Genomic DNA, 24,676 nt, shown 5'->3' on the forward strand with positions numbered 1-24,676 from the left:
TAACAATAAATAGTAGAGAAAAATCTCGAAGGAGGTAAAGGATATGATAGGCGGAGTAGGCGGCGGTGGCTCATCAAGCGTTATGACAATGGCCCAGATGCAGCAGGCTGATATGCAGCTGATGGAGCAGAGGGCACTCGAGCTGCAGGGAAAGAAGCCCAAGGAGACGGGATATCCTGATCCTTATGCTCCTCTCAAGAATGACCTTGCGGAGGGCGCCGATGAAATTGCGGGCCGGCACCGGAGCATTGAGGGGGACCGGCAGCAGTCGCGCTATGAATATGCAGTGGGCGAGCATGGGCTCGGCAGTGAAGTGGTGAACCAGAGCTGGAACAATTTCAGGGAGAATGTGGGTAATACCGCGACAGTGCTATCGACTGGCGCAAAAGCAGCTTTCGATGTAGGAGTTGCAGCCCCGGCAATAGGCCTTGTCAACGCAGGACACGCGACAGTGGACGGTGCGGCAGATACTGTCAACCATTCGGTGGGGCATGTGAAAGAAGGCGGCCAGGAAATAGCCCAGCGCCATAGAAACGCCGACATGGATCGTACTGAATCACGGCAGGAATATGCAAAGGGAGAACACGGCCTGGCATCGGAGCTTATCGGGCAGGGATGGATCAACTTCAAGGAAAATGTGGGGAACACAGGGACGGCCCTCAAGACAGGCGCCCACCTGGGGATTGATGCGGCCACGGCTCCCGCGAGATTTCTCTGGAATACGGCGACACATTTAGTCAACGGGAGATAAGAGGGGGGGCAGGAAACCGCTCGATGGCAGGAAAACGAGAGAGACTCTTAAAATAAGCATGGGAATGTGAGGGATGAGGCACAGGCTGCCTCTCACTTTTTTATGCCGACGCAGTTTAAGTGACAAGGAGTGGTGGCCATGATTTGCCTTAAGTGCGGCAGAACTTATCCGCTCGATGAGAAGCTTTGCAGTGAATGTAATTTCAAGCTCCAGGGCGAGGAGCGTGAAGGGAAGTCCTTCGGAGCTCATTTTATGCAGTTCGTGCGCTCCAGCGAGGAGATGGCAAACCAGGAAATCTCCCCCGATGTGTATCTCAGGGTCATTGATAATATGCTCTCAGTACTGGGTGCAATTGAGGCCGGTATCAAGGAAGATGCCGGATCCACCGGGCTCTATGAGGTGCCTGCTGAAGTGGGCAGGGTGGTGGAACAGCCCGTGGCGAATGCGGAAAAGGGGGTAATGCTCTACCGGCAGGTCCTGGGTAAATTGAAAAAAAACCTGGAGAACCTCGATGCCGAGTTTATAAAGAAAAGCCTCGTGCAGGCGGAGCGGGCCCATGGATATCTCCTGCTTGCCGAGCAAATGGCAGAATACGGAGCGGCGGAGCTTGAGAAAGCCACACACAAAGCCACCGGAAAATAGGAACAGTATGCTGGTTCCCTGCAGAGCCGGCCTCATTTCGGCATGGGGAGGGATTGGCCGATGTTCCGGCGAACCGATGCTGGAAAAGATGACAGGGTGTTGCAATGAGCCAGCCAGAATCTCAGACAGGGACTCCCTTAATAGCAAATGATTCCGCTCGCCTCTTTCTGATTAGCTTCCTTGTGCTCTTCTTCGAGCTTGTCTGCATCAGATGGATCCCCGCTTATATAAGATACCTGAGTTATTTTTCCAACTTTGTGCTGCTCTCATGTTTCCTGGGAATGGGAGTCGGCCTTCTTGCGGCGAAAAAAAAATGGCAGCTTTTCTCTCTTTTCCCGCACACGCTCCTCAGCTTCATTATACTTGTCTCCTTCATGAAATATGATTTCATGCTTACTTCGAACGATGCCCTTTATTTTCAGCACCATGCAAAGGAATATAAGCAGGTTGAAAGTTATTACCTGCTGCCTTTCGTATTCGTATCTGTCACCTTTATGATGGCAATGCTCAGCCAGGAAATGGGACAGCTCTTCGGCCGGTTCAGGCCTCTTAAGGCATACGCTCTGAATATCGGCGCAAGCCTGGCCGGAATAGCCATTTTTTCAATCTTAAGTTACTTTCTCGCTTCGCCGCTCTTATGGTTCCTTATTATCTCTGTTATCGTGCTGCTGCTTGAACGGGGAAAGCCCTTGAAAATCCTCTTTACTTTATCTGCTCTCAGCCTGATCTGCATCAGCGTCTTCTGCCTCCAGAAAGAAAGCATCTGGAGCCCTTATTACAAGATTACCATGCGTGAACTTGCCGACGGGGGAAAAGAATTGAATGTAAATAACATCGGGCACCAGACAATGCAGAGGATAGAAAGCAAGGAGGCCTTTTACCACATTCCTTATACCTCATACAATAATAACCATTTCAAGAGGGCCCTGATCATCGGGGCAGGCAGCGGAACGGACACCTCCTTTGCGCTGAAGTATGGAGTCGAGCAGGTCACCGCTGTCGAGATTGATCCGGTCATTTACATGCTGGGATATCATTTTCATCCCCTGCAGCCGTATTCTGATTCAAGAACTGAGGTCAGAATATGTGATGCGCGGACATTCCTCAAAAATGATAAGTCCCTGTATGATCTGATAATCTTTGCCCTCCCCGATTCGCTGACGCTCACCTCATCATTCGCGAATCTGAGGCTTGAGAGCTATCTCTTCACTGTCGAGTCCCTGGCGAGCGCGAAGGAGCGCCTGGCACCCGGAGGGCTTATGGTGTTATACAATTATTACAGAGAAGACTGGCTTATCGACAAGCTGGCGGGCATGCTCAGGGAAGTCTTCGGGTATGCGCCCAAGGTCCAGGTCTTTGAAAGCAAGGAAGCCGTTTTCATGGCAGGCGATAAGATCAAGGATCTGAAATCGCCGATACCTGATAAAAAGATGGATTCATCCTTGAAGCTTGCCACCGACGACTGGCCCTTCATCTATATGAAGAGGGCAGCCATTCCCCCGATATTCATCTTCTCTCTGTTGATGATTGCAGCATTCGGTGTCGGTATGGTGCTGCTGGCCTCTCCACCGGGGACCCTGCGGGGCTTCAGCGGCCATTTCTTCTTTCTGGGCGCGGCCTTCATGCTTCTGGAGACTATGAACGTGGTGCGGTTCTCTCTCATCTTCGGAAGCACCTGGATGGTGAATTCCCTCGTGTTCTTCGCCGTTCTCGCGATGGTACTGCTGGCCATCTGGGTATCGGAAAGATTCAGGATCGAGAGAATGTGGCTGCTCTATGCCGTCCTCTTCGGAATTCTGCTGCTCAATTATCTTCTGCCCCTCGAGAGCCTCCTCAGCGGAAACCCTGTGCTTCGCTATATTCTCTCGAGCCTGATGCTTTTCTCTCCTATTTTCTTTGCGAATCTCATCTTCACTTCCACCTTCAGGGAAGAGACGGGGACCGCTGTGGTAGCCCTTGCCTCCAACATCCTGGGCTCTTTCTTCGGCGGAATGTTTGAATACACATCCCTGGTGCTCGGGTACAGGAACCTGGTAATCTTCGTGGCAGTGTTTTACGCGGCAAGCTTCCTTTTCCTGCACCTGGCGGCGAAGAGCAAAAGCCATTGAGAAGCGGGCTCCTGAATAGCAGGAGGATCGCCGGGAGAATGAAATGGATCTTTTCCCGGGGAGCCGGGTATGGTATCATAGGGAGAGAAGTTATCCTGGCGACACAAGGAGCGGCCGGAATGCAAAAATCAGATTCCAATGCGTCGAAGCTCACCGAGTACTTTTATGCCCTCACGCCTGACCGTATCCTCGAGGCGTTCTCTTCCGCGGGTATAAACTGCCAGCCTGCCGTCAGTTTTCTGAACTCCCTCGAGAACCGCGTGGCTTCTGTCGTGGACGAAGAGGGAGAGCGATGGGTCGCGAAGTTCTATCGGCCGCAGCGTCATTCCCGAGACGCGTTGCTGGAAGAGCATCTCTTCCTGAAAGATCTCCACGATGAGGGACTTCCCGTCATACCCCCGCTCCCGCTTACGCAGGGCGGGTCAGGCACGCTGGGCTCCACGGCGGGAATCTACTTTGCGGTCTTTCCCCACCACAGGGGCTCCCCGCCCGATGAACTTGACGCCGGCAAGATCGCTCTGCTGGGGGAACTCATCGCCCGCATTCATACTGTCGGTTTCCGCCGCTCCTCCCCTCAACGTCACGTATGGAACCCCGACACCCTCGGCAATGCCGATCTTGCGGTACTTGCCCGTGCCGTGCCTCCCGATATCTGGAGCCGATACGAGCGGTCAGCGCGAAAACTCATGGACTGGCTTTCGCCGCGTATCGCGGGCACGCCCGGGGGGCGCATCCACGGAGACTTTCACCGGGGGAACCTGCTCTGGTGTGCCACAGGGCCCCTCGTCGTCGATTTTGACGATATGACCATGGGGCCCCCTGTCCAGGACTTCTGGATGATGGTGCCCGGCCGCGATGCCGAGGCGCTTGCGCTGCGAGAGGCACTGGTGCAGGCTTACGAAAAGCAGCGCCCCTTCGACAGGCAGAGCCTGGAGCTGGTGGAACCGCTGAGGGCCTTTCGCTACATCCGCTATGCCGCCTGGCTCGCTGCGCGCCAGAAGGATCCGGCATTCGTCCGTGTCCTCCATGACTTCGGTTCGCGGTCTTACTGGAGAGAGGAGCTCGAGGAGCTCGAAGCCCAGCTCGAGCTTTTCATGTAGCCAGCGGACCTTTTCTTGAGCTTTTTTCCGATTTAAGGTAAAATAGAGCTGTATCTCGTGATATCATCCATGAATGAATACCCTGTGTGAAAGTGGGATGTCAATGGACTCTCTGCAGAATCCTTCAGCCCTCTCCGCAAGCCGGAGCGGCAGAGCCATTGCCGGCCGGTGCCTGAAACAGGAAAGGGCCCTTGATGAGAAGAAGGGAAGCCAGAGGCGGGAGCTCCTTGAGGATGGCTTCAAGGCCGTCTCGGAGAGCAGCGAGACCACTATCGACGAGAAGATAATCGCTGCCATGGCCTTGCGGCTCCAGAAGAAACTGCCGGACGACAGGCTTGCCGTTGCCGTTTCCCATGTCTTCATGGATGCACTTTCCGCCTCACTTCCCGGTGCTCCAGGCGCTTCGCTCACTGCCGCCATTGCAGATACCGCCTATAATGCCTTTCTCTCTGCGGGACCCAGCAAATACAAACAGGACAAAAGGCCTGAAATTCTCAAGGACGGCTTTGAGACGCTCCAGATGAATTCCGCGTCAAAAAAGGAGAGGGCAATGGCGGAGTTCGGCCGGGCCATGCTGAAAGAAAAGCACCTCATTGAAGCCTTTTATGTCATGGGAGCCATGTCGCAGCCCCTGCCGTTACCCTGTGCGGTCCATATCGCCCGGGCAGTCCTTCGCACCACTGCCGTCCCCGTTCAGCAGATAAGCGACTGGAGCAGGACGGCCGGGGTCCTCAAGGAGACCTTTGAAGCGATCAGCACAAGCCCCGGCATTTCCCGGGAGGAGCATGAGCTGGCCGCCCTCGGCGCCGTGATAGCGGGGGAATGCAGCCCGGGCAGGGAAAGCGGCGCATGCGCGAATTCCCTGCTGGAATGCATCGGCACTCCCTTCCAGGGGAAAGTGAGCGCCGTGATCGCGCAGTCCGCTTTAAAATCATACCCCGATGTGTTTCTCAACGAGATGAACGCCGTGGGCGAGGTGGTGACGCGCTCCTTTACGGCAATCAAGGAGAGCCCCGGCGCATCTGAAGGGGAAAAGGGACTTGCGGCACTCGGGCTTTCGGCAATGGATGCCGCTTCTGACAGACATCCGGCCCTCATATTTTCAAAGACGGTGCTTGCTTCACTTGCCTCATCAACGGGCGAGCCCCGGGATCAGACTGCCGCCAGGGCGGCCCTGATGACCACCTCGACAGGAGGCGGGGCAGGGGAGAAGATCACGCTGTTTGGCATGGCTTTCCGGTCTATTCTCTCCTACCCTTCAGTCACCGGAGAAAAGAGAAAGATCGCAGAGGAGATAGTGGGCGCGGCGGAGCATTTCAAGGACCCCGGGCTTACCTTCAAGGTGATGTGCCAGCTCGCAGAGGTCTATGTGGGGAGAAAAGTGAAGAACCCCCTGGGCGAGGTGAAGGCCATGCTGGAAAGAGCAGGACAGTCGGAGCCCCGGGGAAAAGGCTCCCTGATAGTGGAGGACGAAGTGCTCTCCATCAGGGGGGTCAGGCTGAAACGAAGAAAATAAGGCACCATCTGTCACAGGGGAATGAGAGGGGATCGGGCTTCCCGGGAGAGGAACTTGCAGGTCCCGCTGAGAAAGTTCCCCTTCATGGATATCTTGAGAACGCTCCTCTCTCTTTTTGCCCGGTGTGTCGCGTCGCTCCGCTACCGCGTGAGGGTTACGGGCCTTGAGAAGGTGAAGGGCCACCTGGCTAAAACGCTGGTCCTTGCCAATCACCCTTCCCTCTCCGAGCCGGTCATTACCATCGCCACCCTGTGGCCTGTGCTGCGCGTCCGTCCCATGCTCTACTCCGTCAACTTCCAGCACCCGCTCCTCCGCTGGATTATGAAGGCCCTGGACGCCGTCGAGGTGCCCGTAATGGAGAACCTCTCGGCTGAAGCCAGGGAAGGGGCCGGAAAGGCGGTACAGCAGGTCATTGAGGGCCTGAGATCGGGAGAAAATATTGTGATGTGGCCCGCAGGCAAGATCTACCGCCAGCCATACGAGCGCCTGGGCGGAGCGAGCGCCCTCGCAGAGATCCTCAGGGCAGTGCCCGATGCGAGAATTGTCGTGATAAGAACCAGGGGCATGTGGGGGAGCATGTTCTCTTATGCCTATAACGGCAGGAACCCCGATATCCCCCGCTGCCTCAGGGCGGGCCTGCGATTTCTTATCACCAGCCTTGTGTTTTTCGGCCCGCGCCGTGAAGTCGAGGTGACGGTCGAGGAAATAGAGCGCTCGGCACTGCCAGGCTTCGAAAAGGAACAGGTGAACCCCTTCTTTGATCAATGGTACAATTCCCCGGGGCCTGAAGAGCCAGTTTATGTCCCCTACCATGCCTTCCTGGCCCCGCGGTCCTATCAATTTCCCGCTCTCATCAGTGAGCCAACAGTGGATTTCGAGAAGATAAGGCCCGCCACTCTTGAAGCGGTGAAATCCATGCTTGAAGAGTATCTCGGGAGAGCCATCGGCGGCGGCGATCTGGGCCCCGGAACAATGCTTGAGGACCTGGGGCTTGACAGCCTGGGGAGGATGGAGGTCTCGCTCCTTGTGCAGGGGCGCTTCGGCTTCGCCGGCAGCAAGGTCCCCGCCACGTTCGGAGAGCTTTCCGCCCTCGCTGAAGGGCTTTTCGAGAGGGGCAGGAAGGCGGTCAGACCCGCTCCTCCCCTCTGGTTCAGGGAACCCCGAAAGCCGCAGCTTGAGCAGATCCGGGGAGAGACCATCCAGGAAGCTTTCGTGAGAACGGCTCTGGCCCTCAGGGACGACATGGCATCTGCCGACGATGCGAGCGGGGCTCTCACCTATGAAAGGCTTCTCATCACGGCGCTCTTGCTGTCAAGGAGAATCAAGGCTTTACCCGGCAAGTCAGTAGGTATCCTTCTCCCTTCTTCAACGGCCTGCGCGGCAGTCTTTTTCGCCACCCATATGGCGGGGATGCTTCCTGTCATGCTGAACTGGACTACGGGCCCCGGCGCCATGGCCCATGGGGCAAAAATTACGGGGCTTGAGGTGATAGTCACAAGCAGGGCCTTCGTAGACCGCGCAGCGATAAAAGTTGAAGGGCCCTCCATGCGGTATCTGGAGGATATCAAGGCTAGCATAGGAATAGGGGAGCAACTCTTTGCGCTTATGAAGGTCCGGCTTTCCGGCGCCGCCCTCCTCAGGGCTCTCCAGGCCTCTTCTCCCGATGACACGGCGGTGGTCCTTTTCACCTCCGGCTCAGAGAAGGCTCCCAAGGCTGTCCCTCTCACTCACAGGAACCTTTTAAGAAACACGAGGTCGGGCCTCGCTGCCCTGAAGCCCACACGACATGACAGCCTCCTTGCCATTCTCCCCCCGTTCCACAGCTTCGGCCTTACGGCCACCCTGTTGCTTCCTCTTCTGTCGGGCATCAAGGTGGTCCATCACCCCGATCCCACCGATGCGGCAGCTCTTGTGCAGAAGATTACCGCTTATAAGCCCACGTCACTTTACTGCACCCCCACATTTCTCTCCTATATCCTTGAGCGGGCAGGCAAGGGGCAACTGGCAAGCCTTGCCACGGTCGTGACGGGTGCAGAGAAATGCCCTCCCTCCCTCTTCAGGAAGCTGGGGGAGATGGCGCCGCGGGCTGTGCTCTTCGAGGGTTACGGGATCACTGAGTGCTCACCCATAGTGTCGCTTAACTGCCCCGGCAGCATGAAGGAGGGGACCATAGGGAAGGCCGCTCCCGGTGTCGAGGTGAAGGTAGTGGACCTTGAGAGCTTCAGGCCTCTTCCCCCTGGAGAAAGGGGAATGCTCCTTGTGAGCGGGCCCAGTGTTTTTTCGGGGTACCTCGCTTCCGACGGGCTTGAGCCTTTCATGGAACTCGAGGGAAAAAGCTGGTACATTGCAGGTGATCTTGTCTTCATTGACAGTGAGGGGTTCATCACCTTCTGCGGGAGGCTGAAGCGCTTCCTAAAAGCAGGCGGCGAGATGATATCCCTCCCGGCGCTTGAAGAGCCATTCTCGGCGCGCTATCCTGCCACCAGGGAGGAGGGGCCACTTGTTGCCGTTGAGGGCCTTGAATATGACGGGGGAAGAAAGGTGGTCCTCTTCACTGCCGTGGACATTTCCCTTGCCGAGGCCAATGCCATTCTCGCAGAAAAAGGCATGAAAGGGATAATGCGCATCGATGAGGTGAAAAGGCTGGAGAGCATTCCTGTGCTGGGGACGGGGAAAATCGATTACAAGGTCCTCAGGGGACTGCTGGAGGAGAGGTAGCCATGAGAGAAACAGGCATGGCTGGTTTACCCTGAAGGCTTCAGCTTGTAGAATAAAGAAGAGCGAAAAATGCCCCGGAGGAGGAGCGATGGATGAGAAGGCTTACCTTGAGAAGGCACAGGCTCTTTTCGGCGCCGCCGTATCAGGAGATGCTGAGGTAATAAGGAGCCTGCTGAAGCAGTGCCCCGGCCTCATCAGTGCGAGGACTGAGAAGAGGGGTACGGCGCTCCATCTTGCCTCAGCCATGGGTATGAAGGTGGCAGCCGAGGTTCTGCTGGACCATGGTGTGGGAATCGACGAGCGCGACGATGACGGCATGACGGCCCTTCACGCAGCCCTCATCGAGGGAAGACTCAACGTGGCGGAGTTTCTCGTGGCAAAAGGTGCCGATGTGGCGCTGAAGGATTGCAGGGCGGGCGGTACTCCTCTTCACATCGCCGCCGTCAAGGGCATAGTGCCCCTCGCTGAGTTTCTCTGTGACAGAGGGGCCCCGGTAAACCTGAAAGACCTGCAGGGCTGCACCCCCCTTTATTGGGCTGTCACATACGGCCACGAGGAGATGGCGCGCTTCCTCCTCTCCCGCGGCGCCTCCGTGAACGAGGCTGAGAATAACGGAGCCACGCCTCTCCACAGCGCCGTTTCAGCCGCTTCCATGGCGCTGGTGAAGATTCTCGCGGAGGGGGGAGCGTCTCTCAATGCCGCAGATAACAGTCTTCTTACCCCCCTTCACTGCGCGGCCATGAGGGGTAATATCGAGATTGCTGAATACCTCCTCACCCACGGTGCCGATCCCGACCTGAGCGACAGCCATGCGGGGACACCCCTGTATTTTGCTGCCGCCCGTGGATTTATGAACATGGTGGAGCTTTTGATCATCAGGGGCGTGAGGGATATCGAGGGGCCCATGGCGATGGCAGCCTGGAGAGGGCAGAATGCTGTTGTTGAGTACCTGGCAGAGAAAGGAGCCGACGTCAATGCTCCTGACCCCGAAGGCAATACCCCTCTTCATGCAGCCTCGGCAAAAAACAACGTGAAGCTTGCCGAGTTCCTGCTGAAAAGGGGTGCCAGGACTGATGCCGTGAACGATATGGGCTTCACCCCCATCTTTCTTGCAAGACAGCGGGGGAGCGTTGAAATGATGGAGTATCTCATTATGAAAGGCGCCGGTAAAATGTCTGCCCCTCGGGAGTGGGATGCAGTGAAGATATCTGAACGGACCGATAAGAATGACAGAGAGTTTGCCTCACTGGTCAAAAGCCTTGAAGAGGGAAGAAGGGACGTAGACTTCCTGCTTCTTCGCCGCCTCTACACGGGAACTTCCCACTACGCTCCCTATTCAGGCGAATGTGAACGCCTCAACGGCCAGGCTGACGAAGCCGCCGCCGGAGGGAGGCAGGCGGAGGCTCTTGAGATCATGAAAGAACTCCTCAAGGTGAAATACGTGGACTTCACTGTCCATCTATTCCTGGCGAACCTCTGCAGGGATCTGGGGTTCCAGGAGCTTGAGGCCCGTCACCACTTTATTTTCAGGGGCCTGCTGCGCGCCGTCGTTGAATCCGGTGATGGTATGTCTGCAGAGACCGCCTACAGGGTCATTGATGTGAAGGAGGAATATGACCTCATGCCCTGGCTTGGCGATTACGAGATAATGGGCCAGAGCCTCGTTGCCGAAGGCGGCCATGAATGCGATCTCATGGAAGTGAAGCACCGTGCCACAGGGGAGCATCAGTGGATCTTTTTCAACATCGATGCCCTGGCCGTCGCCAGAAAAAAATTCCTTTAGCAGACAGGCGCTCTAGCCCCGGCCCTCTAGCCCCGGCCCTCGTGGCGGATCTTCTCTTCCTCGTGGCGGATCTGCCTGTGGATTTTTCCGGCCTCCATGAATTTCTTGTCGATGACGAGGAGATATTTTTCTATATACATCTTTGAAAGGGTGTCGTACTGATCTCCCTGCTCCACGAGGGTCCTGCAGAACTGGTCCAGGTCGTCGCCGCTGCAGAAGGGGGGCTGGCTTTCCTTGATTTTATAAATCTGCTCGATGGTCTGGAGGGCCTTTTCGGTCCTGTGCTCGCCTATGTGCTTCCTGGTGAGATCCCGGAGCTCATCGAGTCTCTTGAGGGTAAAGAACGATTCTATGTCCTCGCTGCATTCCTGGACAATGTATTTGTTCTCTGCCACAAGGTTGGTGAATCTCTTGATGTAGAGCTCCGAAATCTTATCCGCTATAGCCCCTGGGACGACGACGATGTTCAGGAAGCGGTCAAAGTCGGGATCGCTTTCAAGCCTCAGCTTCCTTATCTCCCCTGCGATCTCATATACATTATTGAGATCCGCGTCCCTCTCGAGCCCGAGGCGCAACTGGCCCACGAGCTGGGTGATCCTGGCCACTTTTTTTGAGCTGTCGGTCTTTCTGAGCTTCTTTTTCAGGTGCTCCAGGTTGAGATCGGAAGGGCCGGACGTGACGAAGACCTTCTTTTTCTGCTCCATCTCCAGGTAGCTCGAGATAAAGGCGTTGAGGTACTCGGAGAGCGCCTTTCTCATCCTTGTCCGCACAGATTTGGCCGTGGCCCTCCCACAGTCTACTATGGTGGCGTTTCTCTCCCGGGCTTCGCTGATGACCCTCTCAATATTTGCTACAGGAATGGGCTCATGCACCATGATGGGATACATGAAGCTGAGCTGATCAGCCTTGAGCATGTCGGACTCCTGGAGCTCCACCGGGGAGATGGTGAGATATGAGGCAAAGTGTATCTTGTTCTGAAGAGAAGTGTTCTCTATCCAGTAAAGAAGGGCGCTGCTTTTAGGGGTGCCGCGGAATTTAATCATGTGCCCTTATGACCTCCCTTATTATTTCCTGTCACTCCTTGGCGGTACTCTTGGACGTGCGGAAGAAAAAGTCCACGTTACCGATGGTCACCGAGTCGCCTTCGGTAAGGATCTGCTCCTTTACCCTCTGGTTATTGACAAAAAGCCCGTTCCTGCTCCCGAGATCCCTGATGATGCAGCTGTCCTGGTTCCTCACAAGCTCTGCGTGGGAACGTGATATGGAATCATCGTTGAGGAAAATATCACTCTTCACATCTCTTCCCACGACCACACGATCCTTGATGAGGGGATAGCCGGCCTTCGAGGCGTCCTTCCTGGGAATGAGCCATCCCCAGGTCTGGTCGCTTTTGACAAGGGGAGGGGGCATCTCGCCGAAAGGCCTCTCCAGCTTGATAAGGATGAGCTGCGCCGCCCCTATGAAGACCGCGAGAAAAAAGAAGATTGCTATCACGCACAGAGTCGATGAGGCATTGAATTCATTCTTGAGCACCTGGGCTGAGACGAGCCCCACGGTGCATCCCATCACGATGAAGAGGGCATTTATCAGAATTCTTTTCAGCACTGCATCTCACTCTCCTTCAGGGAAGCTGAAAGCTTTTACCCGGCACCATTTTCCCGTCAGGCGGTCTCTGCGCCCCCGTCCATTCCGTGGAACAGCAGCGCCTGTCCTTGAACTGCATGGTGGCGGAGGCACCTTTAAAACTGCCGGCAGTGAAGAGCTCATCAAGAGAGTTCCTGAGCTGGAGCCTTGTAAAGCTGTTCTTTTCTATTGAGCGCGCCACCATCATCAGGGCGTCAAAGGCGTTGAAAGGGCCCCGGGGCGCTCCCTTGTATATTGCTTCGAAAGCCCTCCCGTATTCGCTGAAGAGAGAGTTTTTTTCAAGAGCGTCGGAGGGAAGGGCTGACCAGAGAGGTCCCCGGGGAAGGGATTTAAGGCCCATGCTGTCGAGCCGGGCAAAGGTCGGGGGCAGCATCAGGATTGGGCTGGAGAGCTTGTCGCTGGCACACTGCGCCATGAGCGATGAAAAGTATTCCCTCTCCTTTGCGGAATCCGTGGGAAGGGCCATTACCACGAGGTCAGGTCCCCCTTTTACCAGAAGGTTTGAGAAAGTGAGGACGTCATCTTCCCCTTCCGAGTGGGTGAGCTCAATGGGTGTCTGAGCTGATGCCAGCTCCTTGAAAAAAGCATCTTTCGTGAACAGGCTGTTCTTCGCCGCCGATACTATGGCGGCCTTGCGGGCTTTCAGCTCATCGCGTGCCAGGCGGCCAAGAGCCTGGGAATCAAGACCCCGGGGGACCGTGCAGGAATAAACGGCGCCCGAAAGCTGCGGGGCAAATGACTGGTCGTCGCCGAAGACAATAATGGGAAGAGGCGCTGCCTCCCCAGGATTCTTAAAAATCTTCTGCTCCTGGAATGCCGTGTCGGAGAGCATGGCGAGCATGTCAGGGTTCTCCAGGCACTCCTTTATCAGGCTCTCTTTCCTGTAGTCCTCCTTCTTATGGATCTTCGGCATGATGACAACCTTTTTGCCGTTTATGCCACCGCGCTTGTTGATGAGCCACTGCGCAAGGGCAAGATCCCTGTATGTGCCCCTGTTCTCTTCGTGCGCCCGGCATCCGTTGGTTGAGATCAGCAGGGCCAGCGTGACCCTGTCGGACCCCGAGGCGAGCGCATAGGCGTTGTTGAGATAGAGAAGCACCTCGCCGTCGTCAGGATTGCTCTCCCTCACTGCTTCCAAAGCTTCAAAGGCCTTCCTGAAGCTTCCCTTGTCTATCCATGCAATGCCTTTCCTGACCATCTGGTCCTCAGGAAAGCTGCTGTTGTAATCAACGGTTTCCCCCTGGCCCCTGGTAAGGCGCTCCAGTGAGGCAAGGGCCATCTGCCAGTAACGGGCTCCATTTTCCTTCAGGAGAAAGTAACCCGCCGTTGCTATCAGAGCCACGATGAGCAGGAGCACCGCGATGGTCTTGAAGCGCCCCTTCTTAGCTTGCTTGAGTGCGCCGATGGGGGGCGATCCTTTTTTCTGGGGCGCTGAAGCCATAGCTCCCTGTTGTGCCTGGGGCTGCTGCATACCAGGCGGCGCCTGCTGCTGCGGGGGAGGAGGCATCTGCGGATAGCTGGCGGGGACTGTCTGGGAAACGCCCCCCTGCTGGGGCAAGGCAGGGGGCATGAGGTTTGGCACCGTGCCTCCCGGACCCGCAAGGGGAGCTGAAAACTTTGCTGGCGACGTGGACTCGATGCCCAGGAATGACTGGAAGTCCCGCTTCATATCAAGGGCATTCTGGTAGCGCCTGTCAGGGTCAATCTGGATGGCCTTCTCTATTATTTCCGCCATCCGTGGCGAGATGGAGGGGTTCAGGTTCCTTACGGGGGGGAATTTGAAGGGTGTCTGGGTGCTTGCCGGGTCATACTTGGTGAGGAGCTGGTAGAGGGTGACCCCCAGGGAGAAGATATCGGACCGGGGATCAGTCTGGCCGCTGTATTGCTCGGGTGGCGCGTAGCCCGGGGAGCCGATTCGCATCGTGTCGCCCTTCTTCGCCGGTGAGAAATGCCGGGCAATGCCGAAATCGATGAGCTTGATGGTGTTGTTTGCCGAGAGCATCACGTTGGAGGGCTTCATATCCCTGAAGACCACCGGCGGCTCCTGGCGGTGGAGGAAATAGAGCACCGTAGCCACCTGGATACCCCACTCGGCCACCTGTTTCTCAGGGACGGGCCCCGGCGACTCCGTGAGTATCCTGGAGAGGTCCCTCCCCTCCACAAACTCCATGACGAAATATGATTTGTTGTTCTCATGAAAGAAATCGTTCACCTTGGGGAGGTTCTTGTGCTCAAGCCTGGCGAGGAGATCGGCCTCCCTTCTGAAGTGTTCCTGGGCTTTCACCTGTTCCCTGGGATCGCTGTACTGGGCGGCGAGCTCCTTGATGACCCACTTTTTACCCGGCAGGCGCAGGTCCTCGCAAAGGTAAAGGTTGCTCATCCCGCCCTTGGCGAAATTGCTGAGTATCCTGTAGCGTCCCGAGAGCATTGTACCATTAGGAAGCATGGGCACTTCCTCCTTAAGGCTTTACGAAAAAATAGTAAGCAAGGAAAAGCACTGCCCCTATTATAACAGCAAGAAGAATCCCGAGCAACCAGTTGAGGAGAGCACCCTTTGCCGTGGGGCTCTCTTTTGCAGGGGCCGCCGTCTCCACGCGGAGCGACTTGAGGACCTGCAGGAGATCGCGCTTCATGTCGTTGAGGGTCTGGTAGCGCTTCTTGGGATCGATCTCCGTGGCCCTGTTGATGATGTCCTGGACGCTTTTTGAGATCATCGGGTTCAGGAGGCTTATAGGCTTGAGATCAAAGGGCGACGACGAAGGGTTCACGTTGGTGAGGGCGTGATACATGAAAGCCCCGAGGCTGTATACAAGAGAGCGGATGTCGAAGGCCGCGTCTTCTGAGAACTGCTCCGGCGAGGCATACTCCATCGAGCCCAGCCTGCTCAGGTTTTCCGTGTCGGACTCGGTCTGGAATATCCTCGCAAGCCCCAGATCGATGAGCTTTATGCCGGCGTTCCCCGTGTCAATGATGTTCCCCATATGGAACTCCCTGAAGAAGATGGCAGGCATTTTCTTGCCGAAGAAGAAAGAGAGGGCCTCAGCAAGCTGCACGGACCACGTGAGCACCTCGATCTCTGTGAATGGCCTCTGGTTAATCTTTGAAAGGGAGGCCAGATCATTGCCCGGGACATAATCGCGGACGATGTACAGGTTGCTTCCCTCGACGAAGAAGTCCACGACGGTGGCGATCACCGGGTGGGAGATGGCAGCGATCTCCGAGGCCTCCTGCTGGAATTTCCTGATGGTCCTGCTTCTCTCATGGCTGTCTATGGCTACCATCTGCATCTCGCGGAGAACCCAGGATTTCCCTGCCATGTGGAGATCATTGACAAAATATATGTTGATGAGCTTTGTCTCAAAGAGCACCTTGTCTATGCGGTACCGAGACCTGAGTGTTGTGCCGATTGACTGCAAAGGTGGCATTCTTCTCTCCCTCGCCTTCAGCTATATTCTTCTCCCTTTTCATGGTCATCTCCTATACTCGGAGGCAAAAATTTCGCCGGAGGCAGGGGGGGGCTCTGCGGGCAGAGGTCACCTTCGGGGGAATGACAGGGCTCATCACGCGGCATGACAGGAATTAGGCGTTTTTCTGAGAACCATATAGTATTACTCCAGAGCATACAGACGACATCTTTATACTCGGGAATATACTATGTGCAAGTGAGCAATTCATCCATTGGCGGTGCAGCATGCAATTTGAGACAGCCCTCAACAGTGAGCAGTGGGACGCCGTGCGCAACACTGAAGGCCCCGTGCTTGTTCTGGCAGGTGCGGGAAGCGGGAAGACCCGCGTGCTGATGTATAAGATTGCCTATCTTGTGGACCAGGGCTTGGCCTCGCCCCCGGAGATACTTGCCGTGACCTTCACCAACAAGGCCGCCGGCGAGATGAAGGCCAGGATAGCGAAGCTCATTCCCGGCACCTGGTTTCCCTATGTGGGCACCTTTCATTCATTCTGCGCCAGGCTCCTGCGGACATCGGGCGGCGGGATCATTGACCCGCAGTTCGTGATTTATGACGACAGCGACAGGAAAGCAGTACTGAAGGAATGCCTCAGGGAGCTCTCAGTCGATGAAAAGATTACGACACCGGAAAAGACAGGTCACCTCATCTCGAAGCTCAAGAACGACCTTGTAACCCCCCAGGCCTACGCCTCACGGGCCATAAGCTTTGATGCCCGCCTGGCATGCCAGCTCTACGAGCTCTATGAAAAGAAGATGCGCTCTTATTGCGCTCTGGATTTTGATGACCTCATCATGAAATCCGTGGAGCTTCTCCGTGCAGACGAGGCGCTCCGTGATGAGTACAGGAAGAAATTCCGCTATATTCTTGTCGATGAATACCAGGATATAAACTACGCGCAGTATATGCTCGTCCTCGAGCTCTGCGCCTTTTACCGGAACATCACCGTCGTCGGCGATGATGACCAGAGCATCTACCGATTCCGCGGCGCCGACATGTCCATACTTCTGAGGTTCGAGGAGGACTTCCCCGAAGCCGTCATGGTGAAGCTCGAGCAGAATTACCGCTCCACGAGAACCATCCTCGAGGCGGCCAACCACCTGATGACCTATAACAAGACAAGGAAGGAAAAGAAGCTCTGGACAGAATCGGGCGAGGGAACGCCCATACTCTTTCACAGGGCTTCCGACGGGAGGGCCGAAGCCCGCTTTGTCCTGTCAAAAATTAGGGAGCTGATGAAATCAAATTCATACCGCTACAAGGATTTTGTCATCATCTACAGGACAAATGCCCAGTCGCGCCTCTTTGAAGAGGTCTTCATCCAGGAGGGGATCCCGTACAATCTGGTGGGAAGCCTCAAGTTCTACGAGCGCAAGGAAATCAAGGATCTCCTCGCGTACCTCAGGCTTGTCGTGAACATTAATGACAACATCTCCTTCAAGCGCATCATCAACGTGCCGCCCCGGGGGATAGGCGACGTGACGCTGAAAAAGATTGAGGACAAGGCCCGCGAGAGGGCCGTGAGCCTCTTCGAGGGGGCGCACCTTATTGCTACCGAAGGCGAGGGCTCGTCGAAATCAAGGGAAGCTCTGAAACGCTTCGTGGAAGTCATGCTTGAGGCCACGGCCAAAGCGGCGTCAGAGCCGGCGAGCGCGCTTGTGGATTTCATCATCTCCGAAACTCTCTACCGGTCATTTCTCCTTCAGGCGGGGAAGGCCGAGGGGATTGCCAGGGAGGAGAACATCAACGAGTTCATCAATGTGGTGAAGGAGTTTGAAAGCATATCGGAGAAGGGCAGCCTCGCCGATTTTCTCTCCCAGGTCTCTCTCACTTCCGACATTGACATGTGGAACGAGGAGGAGGGGAAAGTGAACCTGATGACCTTTCACCTCACCAAGGGCCTTGAGTTCCCCGTGGTGTTCATCACGGGCCTCGAGGAGAAGCTGGTGCCCCATGTCATGTCTCTCAATGACAGGAAGGATCTCGAGGAGGAGAGGAGGCTCTGCTACGTGGGCATCACGAGGGCCCGCGAAAGGCTTTTCCTCTCCCATGCCCAGGTGAGGCTCAACAGGGGGCTGAGCGAAGACAGGATTCCCTCGCGCTTCCTCAAAGAGCTCCCTTCCCACGTCATCCTCGCGGCGGAAAAAGAATATCCTGCCCCGGGGGAAGCCGCCTTTGCCGACATCCACAGGAGCAGGCTGAGAGCGCGGGCAAGGGCTGAGGCGCTCTCCGACAGCCCGGCCGATGATGCCACGCCTCTCGAAAAAGGCGATGCCGTCAAGCACGAGGTTTTCGGCACGGGGAGGGTCCTGGAGGTGAAGCGCGATGTCATCAGGGTGGATTTCATCGGCAGGGGCATCAAGAGCATCGTGCGCCCCTTCCTGAAGAAGATTGCCGATGACGCCCCCATTGGCGGCAATACCTCCGTCGGCAAGGGTGACAGGGTTGTCCATGCCGTCTGGGGCAAGGGCGTTGTCTGCTCAAGAGAGCAGTCCGGCGGGGTCCTGGTGATCTTCCCCTCGGTGGGCTCAAAGCTGGTGAGGACGGCAGAGCTCTCCAGGATGCCGCAGAATGTCACGGAGGGAGGGAAACCATGACGGCAGAAGAGATTGGCGCCCTGAGGGACCTTATCCGCCACCATGATTATCTCTACTATGTGAAGAGCTCGCCTGAAATCTCAGACTCCGAGTACGACAGGCTTTTCAGAAGGCTCCAGGAGCTTGAGGAGGCTCATCCCGACCTCCTGACCCACGACTCGCCGACACAGAGGGTGGGGGCAGGCCCCCTGGAGAGCTTCGGAATCGTGAGGCACAGGACTCCCATGCTGAGCCTCGCCAACGCCTTCAACGAGGAGGAGCTGCGGGCCTTTGACGAGAGGATCAGGAAAAGGCTGGATACCGCCGAGGTGGAGTACGTGGCGGAGCTCAAGCTTGACGGGCTGGCGGTGAGCCTCACCTACGAGCATGGCGTGCTCACCACGGGAGCCACCAGGGGTGACGGCGTACAGGGTGAGGACATCACGGGAAACCTCAGGACCATCAAGAAAATCCCCCTGCGCCTTGCGGCTCCTAACAGAGTGCCGGCCCTTCTGGAGGTGAGGGGCGAGGTCTTCATCGAGAGAAGGGAGTTTGAGAAGCTCAACGGGGAAAGGCTCGCCGCAGGCGAGTCCCCCTTTGCCAACCCCAGGAACTGCGCCGCCGGGTCCCTCAGGCAGCTTGATCCCCGCGTCGTGGCAAAAAGAAAGCTGGACATCTTCCTTTACGGCCTTGACTCTGAGATTGAGGGGATCAAGACCCATTACGGGGCCCTGGAGTTCATAAAGTCCCTGGGATTCCCCACGGAGCCCCACTCGGAGATCTGCCGGAACATGGCGGAAGTCATCGATTTCTGCACCATGTGGAAGGAAAAGCGCGATACCATAGGATTCGATATAGACGGCCTGGTGTTCAAGGTGAACAGCCTCGTGGATCAGCGTGTAATGGGCTCCATTTCAAGGTCGCCGCGGTGGGCGATTGCCTTCAAGCTCCCCTCGACGGAGGTTACCACGAAGGTCGTGGCTATCGAGGTGAGCGTCGGGAGGACCGGTGTCATCACTCCTGTGGCAGTGCTTGAGCCCAAGGAAGTGGACGGATCCGTGGTGAGCAGGGCAACGCTCCACAACGAGGACGAGGTGAAAAGGAAGGACATCAGGATCGGCGATACGGTGTGGATTCACAAGGCAGGCCAGGTGATCCCCGAGGTGATCTCCGCAGTGGCATCCATGCGGACCGGCGGGGAAGTCCCGTTCTCAATGCCGTCCCGCTGCCCCGTCTGCAGCGGCGATCTCTACAGGTCCCCCGACGAGGCGGCAACGCGGTGCATCAATGCCTCGTGCCCTGCTCAGGTAAAAGAGAGGATCCGGCACTACTGCTCCAGGAAGGCCATGGACATCGAGGGATTCGGGGAGATGATCGTGGATCAGCTTGTTGATGCGGGACTTCTCATAGACTGCGCTGATCTTTACGGGCTTACCGTTGAGAGGCTCATGCCCCTCGAGAGGATGGGGAAAGTTCTTGCCGCAAAGCTGGTGGGAAACGTGGAAAAAAGCAGGGGCAGATCCCTGGAGCGCTTCCTCTTCGCGCTGGGCATACGCCACGTGGGGGAGCGGGGCGCCGAGGTGCTCGCCTCCCATTTCGGCGAAATGGAGGGGCTCATGAAGGCCCCGCTGGAGGAATTGACGGCCATTCCCGAGGTCGGCCCCGAAACGGCAGGGATGATATCCCGGTTCTTCCAGGAGAAGGAGAACGTGGATCTCGTGGAGAGGCTGAAGCGGGCCTGCGCCTTCTCGGAGCCGGGGCCCGGGGTGAAGAGGGCCGCTCCCGGAGGGCCTTTCGCGGGGAAATCCTTCGTGCTTACCGGGACCCTCACGGCCATGGCACGCAATGACGCCGAGAAAAGGATAAAGGAGCTTGGAGGCAGGACTTCCTCGTCGGTGTCAAAGAAGACCGATTTCGTCGTGGCAGGGGAGAGCCCCGGCTCAAAGCTGGAGAAGGCCAGGGAGCTGGGAGTGACGGTCCTCTCCGAGGACCGGTTTATGGAAATGCTTGCAGGACGGGAGAGAGATGAAGAAATCACAGGGTCATGACCTTTTTGACTACCGGATGAGAAAGGATCTTGCAAATACCGCTCCTCTGGCGACGCGGATGAGACCCCAGCGCCTTGAGGAGTTCATCGGCCAGGAGCCTGTCGTGGGAGAGGGGAGCGTGCTTCGCCGCTCCATACGCGAAGACTCGGTGGCATCGATGATACTATGGGGCCCCCCGGGCTCGGGGAAGACCACCCTGGCCAGGATCATCGCGAGGGAGAGCAGGTCCCACTTTTTTCCGCTGAGCGCCGTTTCGGCCGGCGTGGCCGACCTCCGTGCCGTCATCCAGAAGGCCAGGGACCTGAGGAGCATGGAAGGGAAGAGGAGCATCCTCTTCATCGACGAGATTCACAGGTTCAACAAGGCTCAGCAGGATGCAGTCCTCCCCTTCGTGGAAAACGGCCTGGTGACTCTCATCGGCGCCACGACGGAAAATCCCTCCTTTGAGGTGAACTCGGCCCTTCTCTCGCGCTGCAGGGTCTACCGCCTCAAGGCCCTTGAGGAGGAGCACCTTTCCCTTATTATCGGCAGGGCTCTTGAAAACATGGAAACGGGTATGGCCCGCCATAATCCCCGCATAGATGAAAAGGCAATGAGCTTCCTAATCACGAGGGCCCATGGCGACGCCAGGATAGCCCTCAACACCCTTGAGCTTGCAGTGATGGCTGCTGCGCCCGATGACGGGGGGGGAAGAAGGGTCACGCTGGAACTGATGGAAGACGCCCTCCAGCACAGGGCTACCCTTTACGACAAGAAGGGCGAGCAGCATTATGACCTGATCTCGGCCCTTCACAAGAGCATGCGGAATTCCGATCCAGATGCCGCCATCTACTGGCTGGGGAGGATGATTGAAGGCGGCGAGGACCCGCTTTACATAGCGAGGCGCCTCGTAAGGTTCGCCTCCGAAGACGTGGGGCTTGCAGACCCCGGGGCGCTGCTGCAGGCGGTGGCAGCCTACCAGGCGGTCCATTTTGTGGGGCTCCCCGAAGCCGACGTGGCCCTCGCGCAGGCGGCAGTCTACCTCTCTCTTACCCAGAAAAGCAATGCTCTTTACCGCGCGATGCTCCAGGTGAAGGATGATATCAGGAACAAGCCCGAGTACCCTGTCCCCATGGCCATCAGGAACGCCGTCACGGGCCTTATGAAAGCCCATGGCTATGGAGAGGGATACCGCTATGCCCACGATTTTGAAGAGCGAATCACCGACATGGCGTGCCTTCCCGAAGCACTTGAAGGCAGAAGATATTTTACTCCCTCTTCTTCAGGCTGGGAGGAGGAAGCCTCCCGGAGGCTTATTGAAATAAAGAAAGGCATCAAGAAGAGAAAATCACCAAAAGCCCAAAAATCTCTCAAGGAGGCACAGAATGCTTGTCCCGGGGCAGATCATTGAAGCAGGCGGAAAGAAGCTGCGCATCGTGCAGCACCTGGGGGGAAAGAGAAACGTCACCTACAAGGTGACTCTGCAGGATGGAGATACCCCTTACATCCTGAGGGTGATAAAGAGGCCCGGCGAGGCTGAGCTGAAAAACCTCAGGGAGAGCGGCAAGGCCGAAGCTCTTGAAGCCTTTTTCGAAGAGAGCGATGATCTCAGGGGCAGATACGGCCATTACTCCGATGAGGCCGCCCTGGAGATATACAGGGCGGCGCTCCAGGGGCAGGTAGCACTGGAAGCACAGGTCCTGAAGGAGTACAGGCACCCTGCTATGGCGGAGATCCTCCAGTCGAGCCATGACCGGGAGGCTTACTACCTCCTTCTCAATTATATAGAGGGCGAGAGCTTTGAAACCATCGTGGAGGCAAGCGGCGGGGAGAGCCCTCCCATCCCTGAGGAGAAAGCCCTTGAATGGATGAATGACATTGCCTCGGTGCTCCGCTTTTTCCACTCCCAGACCGAGGAGAAGATTCTCTACAACAACCTTACCCCCCTCAATATCATCGTGGATACGAAAGGGAAGGCGCGCCTCGTCGATCTCCAGAACATAAGGATTTACGATGCCGGGCGGAACTGCACGGAGGACTGGCAGGATGTCCTCCTTATTGACACACCGTCGCCTTTCATCCCTGTAGAGGGCTACAAGAACCCCCAGTCAGAGATATATGCCTTCGGCGCCGTGTTTTATTACCTCCTCACGGGGATATTTCTCCAGGATGCCCATGAGAGGCTCTCCCATGACCAGGCGAGGCCTCTCAGGGAGGTCTCACCCGGCTATTCCGAGAAGCTGGAGCTGATCCTGACCCTCTGCCTCGAGCTCTCGCCGACGCACCGCTTCAATTCCTTTGAGAGCATCATCATGGCTCTGGAAATGGCCGATTTCGGAGCGCTGAAGGTCGAGTCGGAAGGGGGGCGCCTCAGGACCCTGTCCCTGGGGAGAATCGGCAGGCACGACGAGAAGAATGCCGAGATCCTTATAAAAAAGCCTATTCCCAAGGATCCTCTCTCCATCGCGGTTCTTTCCTTCAAATATCAGTGGAGGCTGAAACCTGAAGCGGAAGAGCCCCGCGTGGTGCTCTCCGATTCCCGTCTCCATGAGGACCACCTCTCCGCCTCGATTGTCATCACGTCGTGCGATCTTCCGGTAGGGCGCTATGAAGGGGTGGCCACTTTAGAGACGAACTGGGGCAAGGCGGAGATCCCTCTTGCCCTCAGCTGCTCGCAGCGAAGCGCTTTCGCCCCCTTTATCGCCGGAGGATCGATTGCCGTGCTCTTTATCACAGGGCTTCTCCTGCTCAGGAAAGCTCCTTCCGACATTTACGACAAGACCTATCTCAAGTGGAGCAATGCCGGCTGGATGGCCCTGAAGATAAAGTCCCCTGACCTGGTGGCACCGAGAGTCGATATTGACAATACCACCCAGTGGGAGGAATACCAGAAGCCCGCCGGCCTCACCATCAGGCCGGGAGCCGCAAGGCTCCAGATTTCAGGAACGCCGAAAGAGAGCAGCCCCAAAAGGACAGGCTGGATCTCGAGCTTCTTCTTCCCGCCCATGACGGGCACCACCGCCAGCGTCACCCTGGAGGCAAAGGAGGGAGAAAAGGATTTCACGGCGGGGATGATGCTTTTATCGAGCGACAGGATGGCGGTCTGTATCGAGCACGAGATGCCGGACAGTTACAGGATTGGCCTCATGGAAGGAAAGAAATGGGAGTACAAGACCTTTGACGCCGCTGCAAAAATGCCCCGTTCAAGGCCGAGGCTTGAAATTCAGCTCAGTAATGCCGACGAGTATGCGAGATGCCTTGTGAACGGCAAGGAACTGGGGGAGTTCACCAACGTGCAGATAAGGGACCTGGCCCTTTTGCTTTATGTGATTCCCCGGGGGAGCGGATCTCCCGTAGAGGTCACCTTCGGCGATCTCCGCGTGAAATTCGGCGCCGCCGTCCAGAAGACCCCCCCCTTCACGTTGAGAACGCTGGGGAAGATAAGCCTGCGCTCAAAATATCTCCCGGGGTCGAAGCTGATAGTCAATACCTACCCCAACGAAGAGGTTGAGGTGCTGGAGGTAGAGAGAGAATGGAGCAAGGTGCGCCTTGTGCAGGCAAGTCATCTGGAGGGGTGGGCGAAGAGCAGCGAGCTCCAGTCAATTCTGCCCAAGGAACTCAAGCTTGAGTGACAGAAGGGCGCTTTTTTCTCTCGATGATCCACACCAGCAGCAGGCTTATTTCATAGAGGGCCACCATAGGCAGGGCCACGATAGTCATGGTGAAAGCATCGGGTGTGGGCGTGGCAATGGCGGCTATCACGAAAATGGCGAATACGGCATATCTTCTCTTCTCCCTCAGGAACCTGCTGTTCACTATCCCTATGAGCCCGAGAAAAAGTATTACGAGCGGCATCTGGAATATGAGGCCGCTCATGATGACAAGGGTGGTGACAAAGGAGACAAAGCCGCCTATGGTAATCATGGGGGTGAGGCTTTCGGTCTGGAAGCTCAGGAAGAAGCCAAGGGTGGCAGGGATGAGCACAAGGCAGGCAAAGGCAAGGCCGGCGAAAAAGAGGAGCACCGCCATAGGCACAAGGAGGAGGACCCATTTTTTTTCATGGGGCTCAAGCCCCGGGACTATGAAGAGAAGAGTCTGGTGAAGGATGACGGGGAGAGCGGCAAAGAGCCCCAGGGTCAGGGCGACCTTGAAATAGGCCATGAATGCCTCGGCAGGGTTGATGAAGACCAGCTTGGTATGGAGCATCCCCGTGAGATATGAGAGGACCGGGGGAGTAAGAAAATAGGCTCCTATGGTGCAGAGTATCCATACGGCAATAGAATAGACGATCCGGAGCCTCAGCTCCTCAAGATGACCCACAAGGGTCATTTTTTTCTCATCGGTCAT

Annotated in this window: 16 protein-coding genes; 11 read left to right on the forward strand and 5 right to left on the reverse strand. The window is 56.6% G+C overall.

What is annotated here, in order from left to right; all coding sequences use genetic code 11:
* Nucleotides 1-43: 43 nt before the first annotated feature.
* From RDV48_10085 to RDV48_10115, 7 genes are all read left to right on the forward strand, one after another.
* The gene (locus RDV48_10085; GenBank protein ID MDQ7823130.1) at nt 44-751 is read left to right on the forward strand and encodes a hypothetical protein; all 708 of its coding nucleotides are present in this window, start codon (nt 44-46) and stop codon (nt 749-751) included.
* A gap of 138 nt (nt 752-889) precedes the next feature.
* Nucleotides 890-1,393 carry a hypothetical protein gene (locus RDV48_10090; GenBank protein ID MDQ7823131.1) on the forward strand — a complete coding sequence of 168 codons (504 nt, stop codon included), beginning with the start codon at nt 890-892 and terminating at the stop codon, nt 1,391-1,393.
* 104 nt (nt 1,394-1,497) lie between these two features.
* Nucleotides 1,498-3,501 carry a hypothetical protein gene (locus RDV48_10095; protein ID MDQ7823132.1) on the forward strand — a complete coding sequence of 668 codons (2,004 nt, stop codon included), beginning with the start codon at nt 1,498-1,500 and terminating at the stop codon, nt 3,499-3,501.
* A 119-nt stretch (nt 3,502-3,620) separates the two neighbouring features.
* Nucleotides 3,621-4,601: a serine/threonine protein kinase gene (locus RDV48_10100; GenBank protein MDQ7823133.1), complete on the forward strand. Its 981-nt coding sequence runs from the start codon at nt 3,621-3,623 to the stop codon at nt 4,599-4,601.
* 103 nt (nt 4,602-4,704) lie between these two features.
* Nucleotides 4,705-6,117 (forward strand): hypothetical protein, encoded by a 1,413-nt coding sequence (locus RDV48_10105; GenBank protein ID MDQ7823134.1) that lies wholly within the window; start codon nt 4,705-4,707, stop codon nt 6,115-6,117.
* A gap of 84 nt (nt 6,118-6,201) precedes the next feature.
* Nucleotides 6,202-8,835, forward strand: a complete 2,634-nt coding sequence (locus RDV48_10110) for an AMP-binding protein (GenBank protein ID MDQ7823135.1) — start codon at nt 6,202-6,204, stop codon at nt 8,833-8,835.
* A gap of 88 nt (nt 8,836-8,923) precedes the next feature.
* Nucleotides 8,924-10,618, forward strand: a complete 1,695-nt coding sequence (locus RDV48_10115) for an ankyrin repeat domain-containing protein (GenBank protein MDQ7823136.1) — start codon at nt 8,924-8,926, stop codon at nt 10,616-10,618.
* Nucleotides 10,619-10,644: 26 nt separating this feature from the next.
* Here the strand turns inward: RDV48_10115 and RDV48_10120 are convergent, their stop codons facing one another.
* From RDV48_10120 to RDV48_10135, 4 genes are read right to left on the reverse strand one after another with little or no spacing between them, the layout of a single operon-like run.
* Complete coding sequence (locus tag RDV48_10120) at nt 10,645-11,661, reverse strand: hypothetical protein (protein ID MDQ7823137.1); 1,017 nt, start codon at nt 11,659-11,661, stop codon at nt 10,645-10,647.
* A gap of 31 nt (nt 11,662-11,692) precedes the next feature.
* Nucleotides 11,693-12,223, reverse strand: a complete 531-nt coding sequence (locus tag RDV48_10125) for an FHA domain-containing protein (protein ID MDQ7823138.1) — start codon at nt 12,221-12,223, stop codon at nt 11,693-11,695.
* Between the two features lie 16 nt (nt 12,224-12,239).
* Nucleotides 12,240-14,708 (reverse strand): bifunctional serine/threonine-protein kinase/ABC transporter substrate-binding protein, encoded by a 2,469-nt coding sequence (locus RDV48_10130; protein ID MDQ7823139.1) that lies wholly within the window; start codon nt 14,706-14,708, stop codon nt 12,240-12,242.
* A gap of 13 nt (nt 14,709-14,721) precedes the next feature.
* Nucleotides 14,722-15,687: a serine/threonine-protein kinase gene (locus RDV48_10135; protein MDQ7823140.1), complete on the reverse strand. Its 966-nt coding sequence runs from the start codon at nt 15,685-15,687 to the stop codon at nt 14,722-14,724.
* 266 nt (nt 15,688-15,953) lie between these two features.
* Between RDV48_10135 and RDV48_10140 the strand changes: the two genes are divergently transcribed.
* From RDV48_10140 to RDV48_10155, 4 genes are read left to right on the forward strand one after another with little or no spacing between them, the layout of a single operon-like run.
* Nucleotides 15,954-18,323: a 3'-5' exonuclease gene (locus RDV48_10140; protein MDQ7823141.1), complete on the forward strand. Its 2,370-nt coding sequence runs from the start codon at nt 15,954-15,956 to the stop codon at nt 18,321-18,323.
* Entirely contained in the window at nt 18,320-20,350 is a 2,031-nt protein-coding gene (ligA, locus tag RDV48_10145) for an NAD-dependent DNA ligase LigA (protein ID MDQ7823142.1), read from the forward strand. The genes RDV48_10140 and ligA overlap by 4 nt, the downstream gene beginning before the upstream one ends.
* Complete coding sequence (locus RDV48_10150; GenBank protein ID MDQ7823143.1) at nt 20,328-21,740, forward strand: replication-associated recombination protein A; 1,413 nt, start codon at nt 20,328-20,330, stop codon at nt 21,738-21,740. The genes ligA and RDV48_10150 overlap by 23 nt, the downstream gene beginning before the upstream one ends.
* On the forward strand, nt 21,715-23,961 hold the full coding sequence (locus RDV48_10155) for a protein kinase (GenBank protein MDQ7823144.1): 2,247 nt from the start codon (nt 21,715-21,717) through the stop codon (nt 23,959-23,961). The genes RDV48_10150 and RDV48_10155 overlap by 26 nt, the downstream gene beginning before the upstream one ends.
* On the opposite strand, the gene tatC is transcribed toward RDV48_10155, so the two are convergent.
* Complete coding sequence (tatC, locus tag RDV48_10160) at nt 23,948-24,676, reverse strand: twin-arginine translocase subunit TatC (protein ID MDQ7823145.1); 729 nt, start codon at nt 24,674-24,676, stop codon at nt 23,948-23,950. The two genes, RDV48_10155 and tatC, sit on opposite strands and share 14 nt — an antisense overlap.

It is taken from the genome of Candidatus Eremiobacterota bacterium, assembly GCA_031082125.1.
Classification (GTDB): Bacteria; Vulcanimicrobiota; CADAWZ01; order CADAWZ01; family Ess09-12; genus Ess09-12.

Bases quoted from the DNA above. Each gene is read 5' to 3' on its own strand.
- RDV48_10085 (MDQ7823130.1), top strand. From the start codon at position 44: ATGATAGGCGGAGTAGGCGGCGGTGGCTCATCAAGCGTTATGACAATG.
- RDV48_10090 (MDQ7823131.1), top strand. From the start codon at position 890: ATGATTTGCCTTAAGTGCGGCAGAACTTATCCGCTCGATGAGAAGCTT.
- RDV48_10095 (MDQ7823132.1), top strand. From the start codon at position 1,498: ATGAGCCAGCCAGAATCTCAGACAGGGACTCCCTTAATAGCAAATGAT.
- RDV48_10100 (MDQ7823133.1), top strand. From the start codon at position 3,621: ATGCAAAAATCAGATTCCAATGCGTCGAAGCTCACCGAGTACTTTTAT.
- RDV48_10105 (MDQ7823134.1), top strand. From the start codon at position 4,705: ATGGACTCTCTGCAGAATCCTTCAGCCCTCTCCGCAAGCCGGAGCGGC.
- RDV48_10110 (MDQ7823135.1), top strand. From the start codon at position 6,202: ATGGATATCTTGAGAACGCTCCTCTCTCTTTTTGCCCGGTGTGTCGCG.
- RDV48_10115 (MDQ7823136.1), top strand. From the start codon at position 8,924: ATGGATGAGAAGGCTTACCTTGAGAAGGCACAGGCTCTTTTCGGCGCC.
- RDV48_10120 (MDQ7823137.1), bottom strand. From the start codon at position 11,661: ATGATTAAATTCCGCGGCACCCCTAAAAGCAGCGCCCTTCTTTACTGG.
- RDV48_10130 (MDQ7823139.1), bottom strand. From the start codon at position 14,708: ATGCTTCCTAATGGTACAATGCTCTCGGGACGCTACAGGATACTCAGC.
- RDV48_10135 (MDQ7823140.1), bottom strand. From the start codon at position 15,687: ATGCCACCTTTGCAGTCAATCGGCACAACACTCAGGTCTCGGTACCGC.
- RDV48_10140 (MDQ7823141.1), top strand. From the start codon at position 15,954: ATGCAATTTGAGACAGCCCTCAACAGTGAGCAGTGGGACGCCGTGCGC.
- ligA (MDQ7823142.1), top strand. From the start codon at position 18,320: ATGACGGCAGAAGAGATTGGCGCCCTGAGGGACCTTATCCGCCACCAT.
- RDV48_10150 (MDQ7823143.1), top strand. From the start codon at position 20,328: ATGAAGAAATCACAGGGTCATGACCTTTTTGACTACCGGATGAGAAAG.
- RDV48_10155 (MDQ7823144.1), top strand. From the start codon at position 21,715: ATGCTTGTCCCGGGGCAGATCATTGAAGCAGGCGGAAAGAAGCTGCGC.
- tatC (MDQ7823145.1), bottom strand. From the start codon at position 24,676: ATGACCGATGAGAAAAAAATGACCCTTGTGGGTCATCTTGAGGAGCTG.